Origin of the sequence: Rhizobium sophoriradicis, from assembly GCF_025200795.1 — a bacterium.
Classification (GTDB): domain Bacteria; phylum Pseudomonadota; class Alphaproteobacteria; order Rhizobiales; family Rhizobiaceae; genus Rhizobium; species Rhizobium sophoriradicis.
In genome coordinates, this window is sequence record NZ_CP104152.1 from 2095478 (window position 1) to 2113290 (window position 17813).

The window sequence follows — 17813 nt, forward strand, 5'->3', positions numbered from 1 at the left end:
CCGTTCAATGAAAGATCAGAAATCTTGAAGCTCGCTGACATCGAGGGACAACCCTCTGGTGTTGCCCATCGACAACACCCGCCGACCTCCTAACCGTCCCCGCGTTGAATTGATGCCGGTTCGCGGTGATACTGAGGGCTCAACCATTCAAGCCTGGGAGACTGACATGAGAGCGACCCTGTCCAAACAGAAAGGAAACATCGCCCACAAGGACATTCTGCCTCATGAATATTCCGTTCTCCCGCGCGAGGAAAAGCTCGCGACGCCATAACGCCTTCCTCAAATTCCTCCTCAACGACCCCGCCGCCGATCGCAGCCGGCGCTGGTTGCGCATGCGAAAATTTCTCTCCTACTACCGCCCGCATCTGCCTCTGTTGCTGGCGGATCTGCTTTGCGCCATCCTCGTCGCAGGCACGGCGGTGGCCCTTCCGCTCTGCGCCAATATCGTCACCAGCCGGCTTCTGGCCCTGCCCGATGCGCCGCAGGCCTTCACCCAGATCCTTGTGATGGGCGGCGTCATGCTGGCCGTTCTGGCGGTCCAGATCGCCGCGGTCTTTTTCGTCGATTATCGCGGCCACGTCATGGGCGCCCGTATCGAGGCGACGGTCCGGCAGGAACTCTTCGAGCATTGCCAGAAACTCTCCTTCAGTTTCTACGATCGCCAGCGCACCGGCCAGCTGATGAGCCGCATCACCAACGACTCCCTGTGGCTGGGAGAGCTCTTTCACCACGGCCCCGAGGATCTCTCCATCGCCGTGCTGAAATATGGTGGCGCCATGCTGGTGCTGTTCTTCATCGATCCGCCATTGGCCGGCCTTATCCTGCTGCTGACCCCTGTGGCAGTGGCTTATGCCCTTTATTTCAACCGGCGCATGAACCGCGCGCTCGAAGCCAGCAAGCGGCAGATCGCTGCCGTCAACGAGCGGGTCGAGGACGCTCTGGCAGGCATTCGTGTCGTCCAGTCATTCGCCAACGAGGCACTGGAAAGGCAGCGCTTCGACGTACAGAACCAGCGCTTCCTGCAAAGCCGCGCCGAAGGCTACCGCAGCGAGGCCTGGTTTTCGGTCGGCACGGAAACCTTCGCCCAGCTCGTGACGATATTGGTGATCATCGTCGGGGGATTGCGTATCCTGTCGGCGGATCTCACCGTTCCCGACATGCTGACCTTCCTGCTCTGCGTCGCCGTGCTGGTCGATCCGGTGCAGCGGCTCGCCAATCTCGTGCGGCTCTGGCAGGAGGGCTATACCGGTTTCATCAGGGCCATGGAAATCCTGGAAATTGCCGCTGATATCACCGACCGGCCGGCCGCCCGGCCGATGCCGGCACCAAGGGGCGAGATCAGTTTCTCCGACGTCTCCTTCGGCTACGAGGCCGATGGCCCGCGTGTACTGGAGCGGCTGTCGCTGACCATCGCCCCCGGAGAGTTCGTCGCTTTGGTCGGCCCTTCCGGCGTCGGCAAGAGCACGCTCTGCGCCCTCATACCGCGCTTCTACGATGTCGCGGCCGGGACGATCCGGATCGACGGCACCGATGTAAGAGATGTAACACTGGCCTCGCTCCGGCGCCATGTCGGGGTAGTGCAGCAGGATGTCTACCTCTTTGCCGGCTCGGTTGCGGAAAACCTGCGCTACGGCAGGCCCGACGCCAGCGATGCCGAGCTGGAAGCGGCGGCCCGGGCCGCCAATGCGCACGACTTCATCATCGCCCTGCCCCAGGGCTATGATACCGATATCGGCCAGCGCGGCGTCAAGCTCTCCGGCGGCCAGCGCCAGCGCATCACCATCGCCCGCGCCTTCCTCAAGAATCCTGAGATTCTGATCTTCGACGAGGCGACCAGCGCGCTCGACAATGAAAGCGAACGGGCGGTGCAGCAGGCGCTGCTGAGCTTGGCGAACGGCCGAACCACCCTGGTCATCGCCCATCGCCTCTCGACCGTCCGCCATGCCGACCGCATCTTGGTCCTGACGGGCGACGGCATCGTCGAACAGGGGACGCATGACGATCTGATGGCGCAAGGCGGCGTTTACGCCAATCTGCACAGCGTTCAGGCCAGCATCTGAAGACAATAAAAAACCCGGCATCACGCCGGGTTTTTCGTCATTCCTTTCGGCTGTCTCAGCCGTTGGCGACCATGCGCTTCTCGTCGCGGCCGCCCTTCATGCGCTCGGCAAGCAGGAAGGCCAGTTCGAGCGCCTGGTCGGAGTTGAGGCGCGGATCGCAATGGGTGTGGTAGCGATCCTGCAGGTCGTCGGCGGTGACGGCGCGCGCACCACCAGTGCATTCCGTCACGTCCTTGCCGGTCATCTCGACATGGATGCCGCCCGGATGCGTGCCTTCAGCGCGATGGATCTGGAAGAAGCTTTCGACTTCGGAAAGAATCCGCTCGAAGGGACGAGTCTTGTAGTTGTTGAGCGTGATCGTGTTGCCGTGCATTGGGTCGCAGGACCAGACCACCTTGCGCCCTTCGCGCTCGACGGCGCGGATGAGGCGCGGCAGGTTTTCGGCGACCTTCTCATGGCCGAAACGGCAGATCAGCGTCAGCCGCCCGGCTTCATTAGCCGGATTCAAGATATCGATCAGCTGCAGCAGATCATCGGCCTGCAGCGAGGGGCCGCACTTAAGCCCGATCGGGTTCTTGATGCCGCGGCAATATTCGATATGCGCATGGTCGGCCTGACGCGTGCGGTCGCCGATCCAGATCATGTGGCCTGATGTGGCGTACCAGTCGCCCGAGGTGGAGTCGACGCGGGTCAGCGCCTCCTCGTAGCCGAGCAGCAGCGCCTCATGGCTGGTGAAGAAATCGGTCTCGCGCAGGCTCGGGTGGTTTTCCGAGGTGATGCCGATCGCCTTCATGAAATCCATGGTTTCGCTGATGCGGTCGGCAAGCTTGCGGTAACGCTCACCCTGCGGGCTGTCCTTGACGAAACCGAGCATCCACTGATGCACGTTTTCGAGGTTGGCGTAACCGCCCATCGCGAAGGCGCGCAGAAGGTTCAGAGTCGCGGCCGACTGGCGGTAAGCCATCGCCTGCCGTTCCGGGTTCGGAATGCGCGACTCCTCGGTGAACTCGATGCCGTTGATTATGTCGCCGCGATAGGCCGGCAACGTCACGTCGCCCTGCTTCTCGACATTCGACGAACGCGGCTTGGCGAACTGGCCGGCGATGCGGCCGACCTTGACGACCGGCAACTGTGCGCCGAAGGTCAGGACAACAGCCATTTGCAGGAAAGCGCGGAAAAAGTCGCGGATATTGTCGGCGCCGTGTTCGGCGAAGCTCTCGGCACAGTCGCCGCCCTGCAGCAGGAAGCCGTCGCCTTCGGCGACACTGGCGAGATGCTTCTTCAGGCGGCGCGCCTCACCGGCAAAAACGAGCGGCGGATAGCTGGCGAGCGTGGCCTCCGTTGCCGCCAAAGCGGCTGCATCCGGATATTCGGGAACCTGCAGGATCGGTTTCTGCCGCCAGCTGCTCGGGGTCCAATTCTCTGCCATCTCACTCACCTGTTCTCGCCCCAGTTCCTGGAATGCGGCCTACCCTTGATAATCCGGCGGCTTATAGACCTTTAGATCCGGCTTGCAAAGATCAATCGCCCAAAGCGTCTCGTCTGGCCGCCGCAGTCGGCCATTTCCCGGTTAAACCGGCATATACCATGTCGCTTTCCCCATATTTTAGACTTTGCAGGTAGAACCGAAAGGAGTTTCACATCGGGGACATGGCATGGCGATCCTTCCGTCCGGTTTCATATCGGACCGCTCGGGCAATTTCGGCATCATGACGGCATTGCTGATGGTGCCGCTTCTCGGGACGGCAGGCATGGCGGTGGATTTCGCCCATGCGCTGAGCCTGAGAACCCAGCTTTATGCCGCTGCCGATGCCGCCGCCGTCGGTTCGATCGCCGAAAAATCCGGCGCGGTCGCAGCAGCGATGGCGATGAACGGCAACGGCACGGTCTCGCTCGGCAAGACCGACGCGCGCAACATCTTCATGTCGCAGATGTCAGGGGAACTGGCCGAGGTCCAGGTCGATCTCGGCATCGACGTCACGAAGACCGCCAACAAGCTGAATTCGCAGGTCTCATTCACTGCGACGGTGCCGACGACCTTCATGCAGATTCTTGGCCGGGACTCGATTACAATTTCCGGCACGGCGACTGCCGAATACCAGACCGCCGCCTTCATGGATTTCTATATCCTGCTCGACAATACGCCCTCCATGGGCGTCGGCGCGACCCCGGACGACGTTTCCAAGCTGGAGGCCAAGGCAGGCTGCGCCTTTGCCTGCCACCAGATGGACAAGACCATCAACAACTACACCATAGCCAAAAGCCTCGGTGTCGCCATGCGCATCGACGTGGTGCGCCAGGCGACCCAGGCGCTGACCGACACGGCCAAGACCGAGCGCGTCAGCAGCGACCAGTTCCGTATGGGCGTCTACACCTTCGGCACCAAGGCCGAGGACGCGAAGCTGACGACGATCTCCGGCCTTACCTCTGACCTGACGAAGGTGAAGAACTACACCGACTCGGTCGATCTGATGACCATTCCCTATCAGAACTACAATAGCGACCAGATCACGAACTTCGACAGCGCCATGACGCAGATGAACACCATCATCGACCCGGCCGGCGACGGCACGTCGAATACCAGCGCCGAAAAAATCCTGTTCTTCGTATCCGATGGCGTCGGCGACAGCTACAAGCCGTCCACATGCACCAAGAAGACGACCGGTGGCCGCTGTCAGGAGCCGATCGACACCTCTTTCTGCAAACCCTTGAAGGATCGCGGCGTCAAGATCGCCGTGCTCTATACCACCTATCTGCCGTTGCCGAGCAACAGTTGGTACAATACCTGGATTAAGCCCTTCCAGGGCGAGATCCCGACGAAAATGCAAGCATGCGCCTCGCCCGGTTTCTATTTCGAGGTGTCGCCGACCGAAGGTATCACCGATGCGATGAAGGCGCTTTTCCTCAAGGTCATCCGCGCGCCACGGATCACCAGCTAAAGAACTGGACTTAGACGCGCTTTCCCTCGCGAATGCGGTAGCTCGGCGCATACATGGTGACGAGCTCCTCGGCCGCCGTCGGGTGAAGCGCCATCGTCTGGTCGAAATCATCCTTGGTGCAGCCGGCCTTCAGCGTGATGCCGAGCAGCTGCGCCATCTCCCCGGCATCATGGCCGAGGATGTGGGCACCGACCACCTTCCGGCTCGCCGCATCGACGATCAGCTTCATGACCATGCGTTCGGCCCGGCCGGATAGCGTGGCCTTCAGCGGCCGGAACTGAGCACGATAAACCTCGAGTTCGCCGTAACGCTTGCCCGCCTCCTCTTCCGAGAGGCCGACGGTGCCGATTTCCGGCTGCGAGAAGACGGCGGTCGGGATCAGATCATAATCCGGCCTCGTCGGATTGTTCTTGTACTCGGTTTCGATGAAGCACATCGCCTCGTGGATTGCCACCGGCGTCAGCTGTACCCGGTTGGTGACATCGCCGAGGGCATAGATGTTTTCGACATTGGTACGGGAATAGTCATCAACGATGATGGCGCCACGCTCGTCGACAGCGACGCCGGCCGCCTCCAGACCGAGCCCCTCGGTGTTGGGATCGCGTCCGAGCGCCAGCAGGACGACGCCTGCCTGCAGCGTGCCATTATTCATCGTCTCCAGAGTGAGCCCGCCCTCGCCTTTGGAGACCTTCTGCAGCGTGTCGTGGCAGAGAATGCGTATGCCCTTGGCGACCATCGCCTCGTGCAGTCCGCGCCGCAGATCCTCGTCGAAACGCGACAGGATTTCGGCGCCGCGATAGATCAGCGTCGTCTCGACGCCGAGACCGTGAAAAATATTGGCGAACTCGACGGCGATATAACCGCCGCCGGCGATTACGATTGATTTCGGCAGCTCCTCGAGATGAAAGGCCTCGTTGGAGGAAATGCAGAACTCGTGACCGGGCAGCGCGACATGTGGATTCGGCCTTCCACCGGTGGCGATGACGATCGTTTTTGCGGTCACCGTCTGCCCTGTTTTCGCAAGCCGGACCGTATGAGAATCGACCAGTTCGGCGCGCGTTTCCAGGATATCGGCATTGGCGCCGGCGAGCCCCTTCTTGTAGAGGCCTTCCAGCCGCGCAATCTCGGCATCCTTTGCCGCCACCAGCTTCTTCCAGTTGAAGCTGCTTTCGCCGACCGTCCAGCCGAAGCCCTCCGCATCCTCGAAATGCTCGTGAAACTGCGAGGCATAGACGAAGAGCTTCTTCGGAACGCAGCCGCGGATGACGCATGTGCCGCCATAGCGATATTCCTCGGCGATCGCCACCCTCTTGCCGAGCGAGGCGGCAACGCGGGCGGTGCGCACGCCCCCGGAACCGCCGCCGATGACGAAGAGGTCGTAGTCGTAGGAAGACATGAGGAACTCCGGAAGGGAATCGCAGGAAAGGACGTTCCTGATATAGGGGCGATCCTCATGAAAACAAAAGCCCCGCTCCTGCGTCTTCCGACTCTCCATTGCCGAATCATGGTCTGAACCGGTCACCGTTTACGGTTGACCCGGTCACCGTTTTACGGTTGACCGAGCCAGCTGAGGCTGGCAGGCAATGCTTGAGATGCAAAAGGATGCCGGAGCAAAAGATGGATCAAACTCAGTTCGCCAAGCTGTGCAAGGCCGGCAAATTCAAGGAGGCGCTGAATCTCGCCATCGAGGGCCACGAAGACGAGAAATTCACACCGAGCCGCTTTGCGATGGACAAGAAAACCGGACTGCCGATTTTCTACCGCGGCAACAAGCGCGTTGAGCCGGACGAGACAGGAGCATGGCAATTGGCCAAGAGCTCGAAGGATTGGGGCTGAGCGTCACATCCATCTGCGATGGCCGCCCTTGGTGGATTGCCGCTATCAGCCTGTGATGCGGAAATCCGTCGGCATCTCATCAAGCCGGATCGCTTCCTTCTCCACGCCAGAAACCCATGCCCCTGCAGGCCCGCGCCTCAAACGCTCGATTATCGTTGAGATCGCATTGTCCGGCCCGGCGATCAAGGCGGCGACGGATCCGTCCGCTTCGTTGCGCACCCAGCCGGTCAGCCCGAGCCGCAGCGCCTCATCCCGCGTCCACATGCGAAAACCCACACCTTGGACCCTGCCTGATATTCGTACCCGCACAGCCTCGTAACGATCGGACATGTCTGCCTCGCCAACCTTCGCCACCGGCTCTAGATGATTTTAGGCCCGATGGGCCAAAGAGCATGATGTCGTCCGGAAACCGCTCACACTTTCGGCATCATGCTCCGATGCATCATAACAAAAAAGCCCGGGCGATGCCGGGCTTTCGCGAATTCTGGCCAGCAGTCGTTACTGCTGGGCGGCCGGTGCCGGAGCGACCGGACTGTCGGTTGCCGGCGGCGGTGCCTTGATAACCTTGGAAAGCTCTGCATTGCTCTGCTTTTCCAAGTCGCGCGAAATTCCCTGCGCCCAGATGTCGGCAGCCTTGGCCGTTTCGCGGGAGGCGACCGGGCCATCGCGCAGCAGCTTCTTGCCGACGTCGGAATTATAGAAATCGGCAATCGCCTTCAGCTCGTCGATCGTAAAGGTCTTGGCATAGGTGAGTGCCGCCTCCTTTTCGAGATCACCGCGGCGCGGCGCCAGCTTCAGCGCCTGCTCGTCGACCGTCGAGGAAATAATGTCCTGGTAGTTTGGCGAATCCTGAATCAGGCCGGCCTTCAGGCGCTCGGCGAGACCGGGCAGGATGTTGTCGAACTGGGCAGTGGCGCCGATGGCGTCGATCGCGGCGCGAGACGCCTTCAGCTGTTCCTCGGAGACTTCCTGCGCCTTGACGGCGGAGCCGAAGGCAAGCCCGGAAAGAACGAGGGTCGCAGCGGCGAGACGGCCAAGACCTGCAATGTTCATCATGAGTGTATGCTCCTGTTATCTGTTTGCCTGCAGCGTGCGTGCACCTGCAGGACCGGCAATGATCGCAAGTGCCGCCATATTGATAAAGAGCCCGTGTTCGACGACGCCGGGTATGGAATTCAGCTCGCTCGAAAGCGCCTCTGCATCAGGAATGCGGCCAAAAGATGCATCGATAATGTGATGGCCGCCATCCGTGGTAAACTCTCCGTCACCCGACTGGCGCAGGCTGAGTTCGCCGGAAAGGCCGAGCCGGGCCGCAACCTTTTCGATGGCGATCCGTGTCGACACGAGACCGAACGGGTTGACCTCGATCGGCAGCGCGTAGGCGCCAAGCGTATTGACCAGCTTGCTCTCGTCGGCGATGACGATCATCCGCTCCGAAGCGGCGGCAACGATCTTTTCGCGCAGCAGCGCGCCGCCGCCGCCCTTGATCAATCTGAGCGCCGGATCGACCTCGTCGGCGCCGTCCACCGTCAGATCGAGCGCCGGCAGCTCGTCGAGCGACTTCAGCGGGACACCGAGCTCGACGCAGAGCCGCGCCGTTCTTTCGGATGTCGGAACGCCTTCGACCCTGAAGCCGCCCGCAACTTTTTCCGCCAGCAGCCGGACGAATTCTTCCGCCGTGCTGCCCGTCCCGATCCCGAGACGCATTCCGTCTTCGACATGGGCGAGTGCGGCCTCGGCGGCCTTGATCTTCATTTCGCGGGCATCCATGCGCCGCCAGCTCCGATTTATTGCGTTGGATGTGCTGTTTACACGGCTGGCCTGGCAAACGAAAGTCAAAACATCACGGAAAATGAAAAGCCGAAACAAATGCCTGCGGCCGCCCCGGCCATCACAGGAAGTTGCTTTCCTCCGCGCGATCGCCTACCTCAGGAACGATCCCTCGCCCGAGGCGCGACCCGTCGCTTGCCCGGAGGACCCATCGCTCAAAGAGGCAAGCCCTTGACCCCTGCCCCCATGCACCCGGCGCTCATCGTCTTCGATCTCGACGGTACTCTTCTCGATACCCATGCAGACCTAGTCGAAAGCCTGAACCATACGATCGCAGCCCTTGGCCTCGAACCGGTCAGCTATGACGATCTCACTCATCTCGTCGGCCAGGGCGCGCGCGTGATGATCGAGCGTGCCTGCCGGTTGCGCGGCCATCCGCTCGAAAGCGCCGCCGTCCCGCAGCTGCTCGAACGCTTCGTCGCCCATTATGCCGGCAACATGCCCGGCCACACCGAACCCTATCCCGGTCTGGTCGCCGCGATGGACCGGCTGAAAGCCGACGGCTACCGCCTCGCCGTCTGCACCAACAAGTTGGAAAGCCTGGCATTCGGCCTGCTCGACAAGCTCGACCTTGTCAGCTACTTTGACGCCATCACCGGTGGCGATACTTTCGAATATCGCAAACCCGACGCCCGCCATCTCACCGGCACCATCGACCGCGCCGGCGGCGACATCGCCCGCACAGTGATGATCGGCGACAGCATCAACGACATCGCCGTGGCGAAGAACGCTGCCGTGCCTTCGATCGCCGTGCCTTTCGGTTATTCGGATGTGCCGGTTTCAAGCCTCGATCCGGATGTGATCATCACGCATTACGATGAGCTGACGCCGGAGCTGGTGGCGCGGTTATTGCGGGAGTATGCGCAGAAGGTCGCGGTGTAAGACTAATAAATCTGGCTGAAGCGATTACGGATGAGAAGGCCACGCGGCACAGCCCTTTCCAAAAGACCGCCCCAAAACAAAACGGGCGGCCCGGAGACCGCCCATTCGATAACCCAATAAAGCCTACGTCAGATTTGCGCGCCGCGCGCCTTCGTCGTCGCGTCGAAGGCCTTTTTGACATAGGCATCACGGCCGTACACGTCGTCAAAATATTCCACGACGCCGTCCTTGTTCGGCCAGGCGGTGAAGTAGGACACGTAGACCGGGATCTTCTGCGGCACCTTCACCGCATGATTCTGCCCGTTGGCGATCTGCTTGGCAACGTCGTCGACCGTCGTGCCGAGCACGGCGGCAGCCATTGCGCGCGGATTGGAAAGGCGCACACAGCCGTGGCTGAGAGCCCGCATGTCGCGCTTGAAGAAGCTCTTCGACGGCGTGTCGTGCATGTAGATCGCATGGCTGTTCGGGAACAGGATCTTGAGTTCGCCGAGGGCATTGTCGCTGCTTGGCGGCTGGCGGACCGAAACATTGTCGGTCGAGCCGTACCAGTCGACGCTGGACGAGGCGACAGCGTGGCCGTTCACTTCGACCTCGTAGCCGAGCTGATCGAGATAGTTTGGATCCGAGCGCAGCTTCGGCAGCATCTCGTTGATAATGATCGACTGCGGCACGCCCCAGAACGGGTTGAACTCCACCGTCTCGATCTCGTCGTTGAAGAAATAGGTCTGATTGTTCTTGCCGCCGACGACGACACGCATCGACAGCTGTTCCTTGCCGTCATCGTGATAGTAGGCCATGTAGGCCGGCTGATTGATCATGACGTAACGCGAACCGAGATCTTCCGGCAGCCAGCGCGCCTGTTCCATGGCAACTTCGAGCTTGTCGATCTTGGAGGCATTTGTGTCGCCGCCGGTCATGGCGCGCACCGTCGCCTGACCGATAACGCCGTCGGCCTTCAGCCCGCGCTCCTTCTGGAAATCCTCGACCAGCGCGACGATCTCAGGCGAATAGTCGCTGCCGCCGGCGTAAGCTGCAAAGGTCGCGGCGTGATCGGTCCTCAGCGTGTCGGAACCGTGCTTCTGGACGGCCTTGACGATGTTGGCGATCTCGGGCGAGCTGTCGCCGGGCCTCAGCAGGCCGCTGAGCGAGACGACGATCTGCTCCTCATTGCCGTCATCGGCGGCGCGAAGCTTGGCTAGCTCCGCCTTCAGCGCCTCGAACTGCGGACTATCCGGCGAGCGGCTGGCGATATAGGCGCCGGTATCGGGGCTCAAGCGGGCAAGCTTCAGGACCGGCGCCAGATTGACGACCTTACGCTGGAAATCGTGATAGCCGGAAATCTTGTTCGGATCGATGCGGCCGCGGACCGTGTCCTGCACGAAGGCAAGCACCTTGGCCGAGAGTTCGAGTTCGAACTGGGTCAGCGCCCGGTCGCGGGCGGCGGGATCGGGATTGGCCGGATCGATAGCAGGTGTCTGGATGGCGTAATCGGCGGGATCAAGGCCGACGGAGGCCGCATCGGCAAGTGCCGCCATCGCCGATTTGGCGCGCTCGTTGATCCCATTGCCTTCGACCCAGACGAGCGGGTTTCGGCTGTCACCGTAGTAGGCCTCGAGCGCCTTGCCGACGTCGGCATTGGCGCGCACCTTGGCCTGCGCCAGGAAACGGCGCTGCACGGCCGGTTCGGCGCCGGCCTCGCCGCTCGGCGAAACCTCGGCGACCGCGCCGGTGACGACGGGATCGGCAAACTTGCCGGTGTCGACGAACTGCAGCGTTTCGGTTTTATAGGTGTAATAACGCGGACCGCTGACCTTCGGCAGCGGCGCTTCCGGATCAAGCCCGCCGAGCGAGCCTCCGGCGGCACCACGCGGCACCGGTCGGCCCGGCGCCTGATCCATGAAGATGGTGCTCTGGCTCCGCTGCCTGTCGCCACGCAGCATATCCATCAGCGTATAGGCATGCGCGGGAGCGGCCATTACTGCCAAGCCGCTGGAAACTGCTAATGCGGATACCGCGCTTTTCAAAAAGAACGTCATATATATTCCAGTCCCGATGTCATGCTGTTCTCAGCTCAAATCCCGCGAAACTCAGGCAGCGTAGGGGCTCATTGATCAGAAACCGGCCTTCGCCGCCAGCGCCGGCGGACTCAATTCTCTGTGACGGAAATGCTGCACGGCGCCGCGCAACAGTTCACACAAAATTATGAAATTATTAGTTAATTTTTTACCGAATTTTTGCCGCCAGACCAGTGCGGCAAACACCGGCCTATGCATAAAATTTTCGAAGTGGCCGAAAAAGCACGGCCGCCAGTCAGCATAAACCTGACTGGCATTTTCAATATTTCTCATGGCATCCGGTTTTCTTGGCCTGGTTTCCAACCTATAAAACCTCATCTTTCGAAGATGCCCGAAACAGCACAGGAAGGCAGGCCCCAATGACCGCAACCCGTACCGAAACCGATACTTTTGGCCCTATCAATGTCGCCGCCGACCGATATTGGGGGGCACAGGCCGAGCGTTCGCTCGGCAATTTCAAGATCGGCTGGGAAAAGCAGCCGCTCTCGATCGTGCGCGCACTCGGCATCGTCAAGCAGGCGGCCGCCCGTGCCAATATGTCGCTCGGCCAGCTCGACCCAGCCCTCGGCGAGGCGATCGTCAATGCCGCCCAGGAGGTGATCGACGGCAAGCTCGACGACCATTTTCCGCTGGTCGTCTGGCAGACCGGATCCGGCACGCAGTCCAACATGAACGCCAACGAAGTGATCTCCAATCGTGCCATAGAAATGCTGGGCGGCGTCATGGGTTCCAAGAAGCCGGTGCACCCGAACGATCACGTCAACATGAGCCAGTCGTCCAATGACACCTACCCGACGGCGATGCACATCGCCTGCGCCGAACGGATCGCCCATCATCTGCTGCCGTCCCTGAAGCACCTGCATGCCGCCCTCGACATGAAGGTCACCGAATTCAACCACATCATCAAGATCGGCCGGACCCATACCCAGGATGCGACGCCGCTGACCCTCGGCCAGGAATTTTCGGGCTATGCCGCCCAGGTCGGCTCCGCCATCAGGCGCATCGAGATGACCCTGCCCGGCCTTTGCGAACTCGCCCAGGGCGGCACCGCCGTCGGCACCGGCCTCAACGCGCCGGTGGGCTTTGCCGAGAAGGTGGCCGAAGAGATCGCCGCAATCACCGGCATGCCCTTCGTCACCGCGCCGAACAAGTTCGAGGCGCTTGCCTCGCATGACAGCATGGTCTTTTCACATGGCGCCATCAACGCCGCAGCAGCTGCCCTCTTCAAGATCGCCAACGACATTCGCCTCCTCGGCTCCGGCCCGCGCGCCGGTCTCGGCGAACTGGCGCTTCCGGAAAACGAGCCCGGCTCGTCGATCATGCCCGGCAAGGTCAACCCGACGCAATGCGAGGCGCTGACCCAGGTCTGCATCCACATCTTCGGCAATCACGCCGCCCTGACGTTCGCCGATAGCCAGGGCCATTTCGAGCTCAACGTCTACAATCCGATGATGGCCTATAATTTCCTGCAGTCGGTACAGCTGCTTGCCGACGCCGCCGTCTCCTTCACCGACAACTGCGTCGTCGGCATCGAGGCGCGCGAGGACAATATCAAGGCCGGCCTCGAACGCTCGCTGATGCTGGTGACGGCACTTGCCCCGAAGATCGGCTATGACGCGGCCGCCAAGATCGCCAAGACTGCCCACAAGAACGGCACGACGCTGAAGCAAGAGGCCCTCGCCAGCGGCCTCGTATCAGCCGAGGATTATGACGCGATCGTCCGCCCGGAAACGATGATCGGCCCGAAATAAGCCGGTGTCCCATCCCGCCCGCGACAAGTGTCGGGTTGAGCCACAGGTTCAACCCACCCTTCCATTCCGACGCGGCCGCGACTTATTCAGCAGGCATGTATGAAGCGGCTCTTCTGCCTCTCTCCAACCGTTTGATAAACTGCGCAATCTTCTTTTCGACGCAGAAGTAAAAGACGAGTCCAACAGAAACGCAGAATATCGTCGTGACCACGAGCAATGGAATTCGCAGGGCAAGCGGCGCAGTCCAGCGTTCCACCCCGGCAATATAGATGGCGAGCTTTGCCACACCGATCGCAATCATATGAGTGAGGTAGAGCGAGTAGGACGAATCCCCCAATATCTTCAACCATGTCAATTTCGGAAAAAGGCTTGCACGTTCGCCGACCAGGGCACCCAGGACGATAAGGACCGACGGAACGCCCCATACGAGAACCCGAACGAAACCGTGTGGCTTGTCAAGGAAGAAGGAAGCGGCGATGGACACGAGACCCACTACCATCAATGCCACCGCCAGCCTGGTCGACGCGACGTCGGCTCTCGACATAACGAATGCGATGACGACGCCGGCCAGAAACTCCAGCAACAGTGGCGATGCGTAAACGATAGAATATGGGGTCACTGGCGCGAACAGGCCGATTGCCACGCAAAGCGTCAGAAAACCCGTTATCGCCAGAAGACGCTGCGTTCTTCCTTTCAAAAACAGGACAAGGCAAAAGGCGGTATAAAAGAACATCTCATAATTCAGCGTCCAACCTGGAACGAGAACCGGCTGAACGACACCAGTGCCGTCTGCATAGGGGACAAACAGCAGTGACCGGATGATATCGGCTGCGTTAAAGACGGCATTGTCGTAATTTTTGGGCGAAACGGTAGCTGCAATCACAAATAGCAGAGTGCAGATCCAATAGATGGGCAGAACCCGCTGAATGCGGTTTCGGATGAACTGTAGCGGCGCGGTCGGTCTCGCGTCCGAAATAGTCCACATGATGAAGCCACTGATGATGAAAAACAGGTCTACGCCAGCTGCCAGCGGAACAAAATTCCAACCAAAAATGAACGCAACATGAAAGATCGTAACCGCAATAGCCGCAACAGCACGGAGGTATTGTATAGAGTAAACCATGAGCTCCTCGCTTTGTGCGTCGCAACATGACACGAGAGAGTTGTACATTCAATCAAAGTTTCGAAAACTTAAATAGCGCGCTATCAACCGGACGGGCGTTTTTGCCGAGGCTTCGGCCTCGCGAATTCGAAAGAAAAGGCGATAGCGCGGGCACGATAAGAGCGACTGACGAGCCTCATACCAGCAGCGAAAAATTGTCCATCACGACAGAATTCCCCATGAAATCGAAACGGATTTCTTCGATGTCTTCGATATTGAGCTCGAGATTGGGACCGGTGACCTCAAGCTCCTGCTGATAGACAATCTGGCCGTCGTTCAGGGCGGTGAGCGTCAGGTGAAAGGGCGATGCAGACAGTTCGGCGATCGAGACGCTCTGAAAGGTGAACTCCCCGCCATCGAGCATTTTCAGGGTTACGGGCGCAGAACCGGGGGCTAGTACGGTATCGCTGAAACCGTCCTCGGTAATGGCGTCGACACCAGGAATGGTATCATAGACGATGCCGTTCAGAAGCGTCACGTCGTGGCTGCCATTCACGGAGAGCGCAAAGCCCCGGTAATTGGGAAGGGAGAAATTATCTGCCCTCGATAAGACGCCCATATCGTCGAAATCCAGGACCTCATGGTATTTGTCCTCTTCGTTGACGCCGTCGATCGCCTGAGTCAAAATGCCGACATCCGTCCCCCCGGCGCCATCCGAGATCTTGTAGCGGATCTCTTCAATCAGCTGTTCGTGCGCCCGCAGGTTCTTCACCACGTCGAGCGTGTAATCCAGCTCGTAGGTAAAATGACCATCGGGCCGCACGGTGAAAGTCCCGTATTTCCCCTGTATGATCGTCTCCTGCGTCGATCCCTGTTTCGCATCGACGCGGACACCGTCGAAAAAGCGAAGATAGAGAGGCGCGCCCTCAGGATCGCTGTCGTTATCGAGCAGGTTCCCTCTGATCGGATCATGTTCGAAAGAAATGAAGAGGTCGTCGTTAGCAGTTGGCTTTGCGTTCGTCATCGGAAGCTCCTGCAAGTTAACGCGACCGGGAATATGGACTGGCTCCGAACCGAAGGCAACTGAAGTGGTCTTGTGTCGACGCGGTCGCCGCCTCGCCTCGTCCACTTCGCTTGGCGCACCCGCCGAACTCTCGCGGCATCCTGATTGCTTTTGCCCGACAGGAGATTTAGACCGGTTCCAATTTAGCGACGCGCCCACCAGAAAGGTCACTTCGATGGCTGACGATCTTTTTCCGCTCGGCAAGGATGCCACCCCCTATCGCAAGATCAGCAGCGATTACGTCTCGGTCGATAGCTTCAAGGGTCAGGAAATCCTGACCGTCGAGCCGGAAGGCATCCGCATGCTTGCCGAAACCGCCTTTGCCGATATCAACCATCTGCTCCGGCCCGGCCATCTGAAGCAGCTCGCCTCGATCCTTGATGATCCAGAGTCGACCGATAACGACCGCTTCGTCGCCTACGACCTGTTGAAGAATGCCAATATCGCCGCCGGCGGCGTGTTGCCGATGTGCCAGGATACCGGCACGGCGATCATCATGGGCAAGAAGGGCCGCAGGGTTTGGACCGAGGGCGGGGATTCCGCCGCACTCGCCCGCGGCGTCATGGATGCCTATGAGAAGAAGAACCTGCGTTATTCGCAGCTCGCGCCGGTGAAGATGTTCGAGGAGAAGAACACTAGGAACAACCTGCCGGCGCAGATCGATATTTACGAGGAAGGTACCGACGCCTACGAATTCCTCTTTGTCGCCAAGGGCGGCGGCTCGGCCAACAAAACCTTCCTCTATCAGGGCACGCCCTCGCTCCTGACGCATGACAGGATGATCGACTTCCTCAAGGAGAAGATTCTGACGTTGGGGACGGCGGCCTGTCCGCCCTATCATCTGGCGATCGTCATCGGCGGCACCTCGGCCGAGATGAACCTGAAAACGGTCAAGCTCGCCTCGACGCGCTATCTCGACGAGCTGCCGACCGAAGGTTCGGAAAGCGGCCATGCCTTCCGCGACCTCGAGATGGAAAAGGAAATCCACAAGCTGACACAGCAGATGGGCGTCGGCGCCCAGTTCGGCGGCAAGTATTTCTGTCATGACGTGCGTGTCATCCGCCTGCCCCGCCACGGCGCCTCGCTGCCGATCGGCCTTGGCGTCTCCTGTTCCGCCGACCGCCAGGCAAAGGGCAAGATCACCCGCGACGGCATCTTCATCGAGCAGCTCGAAACCGACCCGTCGAAATACATGCCCGAGATCGACGAGGCGAAACTCTCGGAATCGACCGTTCATATCGACCTCAACCGGCCGATGGCCGAGGTGCTTGCCGAGCTGTCGCGGCATCCGGTCAAGACGCGCCTGTCCTTGACCGGGACGATCATCGTCGCCCGCGACCTCGCCCACGCCAAAATCCGCGAACGGCTGGAAAAGGGCGAAGGCATGCCTGATTACCTGAAAAACCACCCGGTCTACTACGCCGGCCCGGCAAAGACGCCGGCCGGCTACGCCTCCGGCTCCTTCGGCCCGACGACGGCCGGCCGCATGGATAGCTACGTCGACCAGTTCCAGTCCTTCGGCGGCTCGATGGTGATGCTCGCCAAGGGCAACCGCTCGCGCGCCGTACGCGAGGCCTGCAAGAAGCATGGGGGTTTCTACCTCGGCTCGATCGGCGGCCCCGCCGCCCGCCTCGCGCAGGACTGCATCCGCAAGGTCGAAGTATTCGAATATCCCGAACTCGGCATGGAAGCGGTCTGGAAGATCGAGGTCGAAGACTTCCCCGCCTTCGTCGTCATCGACGACAAGGGCAATGATTTCTTCCAGGAATTGAACTTGGGGTAATTGCGGCGCCAATCGGTTGGCGAGCAGCAGAGCCAAGAGTGTGTTGAACGTCAGCGAGAGGCATGGAACAACCGGAATCGTCTGCGGTATCTGCCTCTCACACCGCGTCTACCGGGTCGACGCCTTGTCCAAGACACTGATATCCTGCGCCATCACGGCCATGGGCGGGAACGCGCAACATCTGCGTCATCCACCCTGGCCAGGATCTCCGTACGGAATACTCCGGTGAAGGTACCGGCATGCTCCAGCAGCACGGCACTGGCGGCGATGGCAGTTAAGCCGAGGATGGCGACAGAGATGGGACGAGACCTTTTCATGTTCTCATCTCTTGGTCTGCAGGTGTCGACAAGATGAATACGATCCGTGAAGCTGAGAATAACTGTAAGTTTTCGAAAAACCGTACTCGCCAAGCGGGTACGGATTGTCCCTACGAAGATACGTTTTCTGATGCAGAATCATAGGCCTACTTGAGGCGCCGCCTCACTTCGTAGT

The 17813-nt window shown here is 60.2% G+C and carries 15 protein-coding genes; 6 read left to right on the top strand and 9 right to left on the bottom strand.

Going from position 1 to position 17813, the window contains the following annotated elements; all coding sequences use genetic code 11:
- Positions 1 to 224: 224 nt before the first annotated feature.
- Complete coding sequence (locus N2597_RS10510) at positions 225 to 2060, top strand: ABC transporter ATP-binding protein (protein ID WP_096761821.1); 1836 nt, start codon at positions 225 to 227, stop codon at positions 2058 to 2060.
- Between the two features lie 55 nt (positions 2061 to 2115).
- On the opposite strand, the gene N2597_RS10515 is transcribed toward N2597_RS10510, so the two are convergent.
- Complete coding sequence (locus tag N2597_RS10515; protein ID WP_038689310.1) at positions 2116 to 3489, bottom strand: class II 3-deoxy-7-phosphoheptulonate synthase; 1374 nt, start codon at positions 3487 to 3489, stop codon at positions 2116 to 2118.
- 226 nt (positions 3490 to 3715) lie between these two features.
- On the opposite strand from N2597_RS10515, the gene N2597_RS10520 reads away from it, so the two are divergent.
- Positions 3716 to 4999, top strand: a complete 1284-nt coding sequence (locus tag N2597_RS10520; RefSeq protein WP_096761822.1) for a pilus assembly protein TadG-related protein — start codon at positions 3716 to 3718, stop codon at positions 4997 to 4999.
- A 10-nt stretch (positions 5000 to 5009) separates the two neighbouring features.
- Here N2597_RS10520 and gor read toward each other — a convergent pair whose 3' ends face one another.
- Positions 5010 to 6395 carry a glutathione-disulfide reductase gene (gene gor / locus N2597_RS10525; protein WP_183597610.1) on the bottom strand — a complete coding sequence of 462 codons (1386 nt, stop codon included), beginning with the start codon at positions 6393 to 6395 and terminating at the stop codon, positions 5010 to 5012.
- A gap of 221 nt (positions 6396 to 6616) precedes the next feature.
- On the opposite strand from gor, the gene N2597_RS10530 reads away from it, so the two are divergent.
- Positions 6617 to 6835, top strand: a complete 219-nt coding sequence (locus tag N2597_RS10530; protein ID WP_038689316.1) for a hypothetical protein — start codon at positions 6617 to 6619, stop codon at positions 6833 to 6835.
- Positions 6836 to 6880: 45 nt separating this feature from the next.
- On the opposite strand, the gene N2597_RS10535 is transcribed toward N2597_RS10530, so the two are convergent.
- The 3 genes from N2597_RS10535 to rpiA all read right to left on the bottom strand — a co-directional run bounded on the left by N2597_RS10535 (position 6881) and on the right by rpiA (position 8605).
- Positions 6881 to 7165 (bottom strand): acylphosphatase, encoded by a 285-nt coding sequence (locus N2597_RS10535; protein ID WP_183597608.1) that lies wholly within the window; start codon positions 7163 to 7165, stop codon positions 6881 to 6883.
- 168 nt (positions 7166 to 7333) lie between these two features.
- Complete coding sequence (locus tag N2597_RS10540; RefSeq protein WP_009995053.1) at positions 7334 to 7891, bottom strand: DUF2059 domain-containing protein; 558 nt, start codon at positions 7889 to 7891, stop codon at positions 7334 to 7336.
- A 15-nt stretch (positions 7892 to 7906) separates the two neighbouring features.
- Positions 7907 to 8605: a ribose-5-phosphate isomerase RpiA gene (gene rpiA, locus N2597_RS10545; protein WP_096761972.1), complete on the bottom strand. Its 699-nt coding sequence runs from the start codon at positions 8603 to 8605 to the stop codon at positions 7907 to 7909.
- 231 nt (positions 8606 to 8836) lie between these two features.
- Between rpiA and N2597_RS10550 the strand changes: the two genes are divergently transcribed.
- Entirely contained in the window at positions 8837 to 9547 is a 711-nt protein-coding gene (locus tag N2597_RS10550) for an HAD family hydrolase (protein ID WP_096761825.1), read from the top strand.
- Positions 9548 to 9675: 128 nt separating this feature from the next.
- Here the strand turns inward: N2597_RS10550 and N2597_RS10555 are convergent, their stop codons facing one another.
- On the bottom strand, positions 9676 to 11583 hold the full coding sequence (locus N2597_RS10555) for a L,D-transpeptidase family protein (protein ID WP_183597606.1): 1908 nt from the start codon (positions 11581 to 11583) through the stop codon (positions 9676 to 9678).
- 75 nt (positions 11584 to 11658) lie between these two features.
- Positions 11659 to 11895, bottom strand: a complete 237-nt coding sequence (locus N2597_RS10560; protein ID WP_038689326.1) for a hypothetical protein — start codon at positions 11893 to 11895, stop codon at positions 11659 to 11661.
- Positions 11896 to 11981: 86 nt separating this feature from the next.
- Between N2597_RS10560 and fumC the strand changes: the two genes are divergently transcribed.
- Complete coding sequence (fumC, locus tag N2597_RS10565) at positions 11982 to 13373, top strand: class II fumarate hydratase (protein ID WP_183597604.1); 1392 nt, start codon at positions 11982 to 11984, stop codon at positions 13371 to 13373.
- An 82-nt stretch (positions 13374 to 13455) separates the two neighbouring features.
- Here fumC and N2597_RS10570 read toward each other — a convergent pair whose 3' ends face one another.
- Together N2597_RS10570 and N2597_RS10575 are read right to left on the bottom strand one after the other, a co-directional pair.
- Positions 13456 to 14496 carry an acyltransferase family protein gene (locus tag N2597_RS10570; protein ID WP_183597602.1) on the bottom strand — a complete coding sequence of 347 codons (1041 nt, stop codon included), beginning with the start codon at positions 14494 to 14496 and terminating at the stop codon, positions 13456 to 13458.
- Between the two features lie 175 nt (positions 14497 to 14671).
- Positions 14672 to 15499, bottom strand: a complete 828-nt coding sequence (locus N2597_RS10575; RefSeq protein WP_038689330.1) for a cadherin-like domain-containing protein — start codon at positions 15497 to 15499, stop codon at positions 14672 to 14674.
- Between the two features lie 214 nt (positions 15500 to 15713).
- Here N2597_RS10575 and N2597_RS10580 point away from each other — a divergent pair, with 214 nt between their 5' ends.
- Positions 15714 to 17321 carry a fumarate hydratase gene (locus N2597_RS10580; protein ID WP_096769469.1) on the top strand — a complete coding sequence of 536 codons (1608 nt, stop codon included), beginning with the start codon at positions 15714 to 15716 and terminating at the stop codon, positions 17319 to 17321.
- The last annotated feature ends 492 nt before the right edge of the window (positions 17322 to 17813 follow it).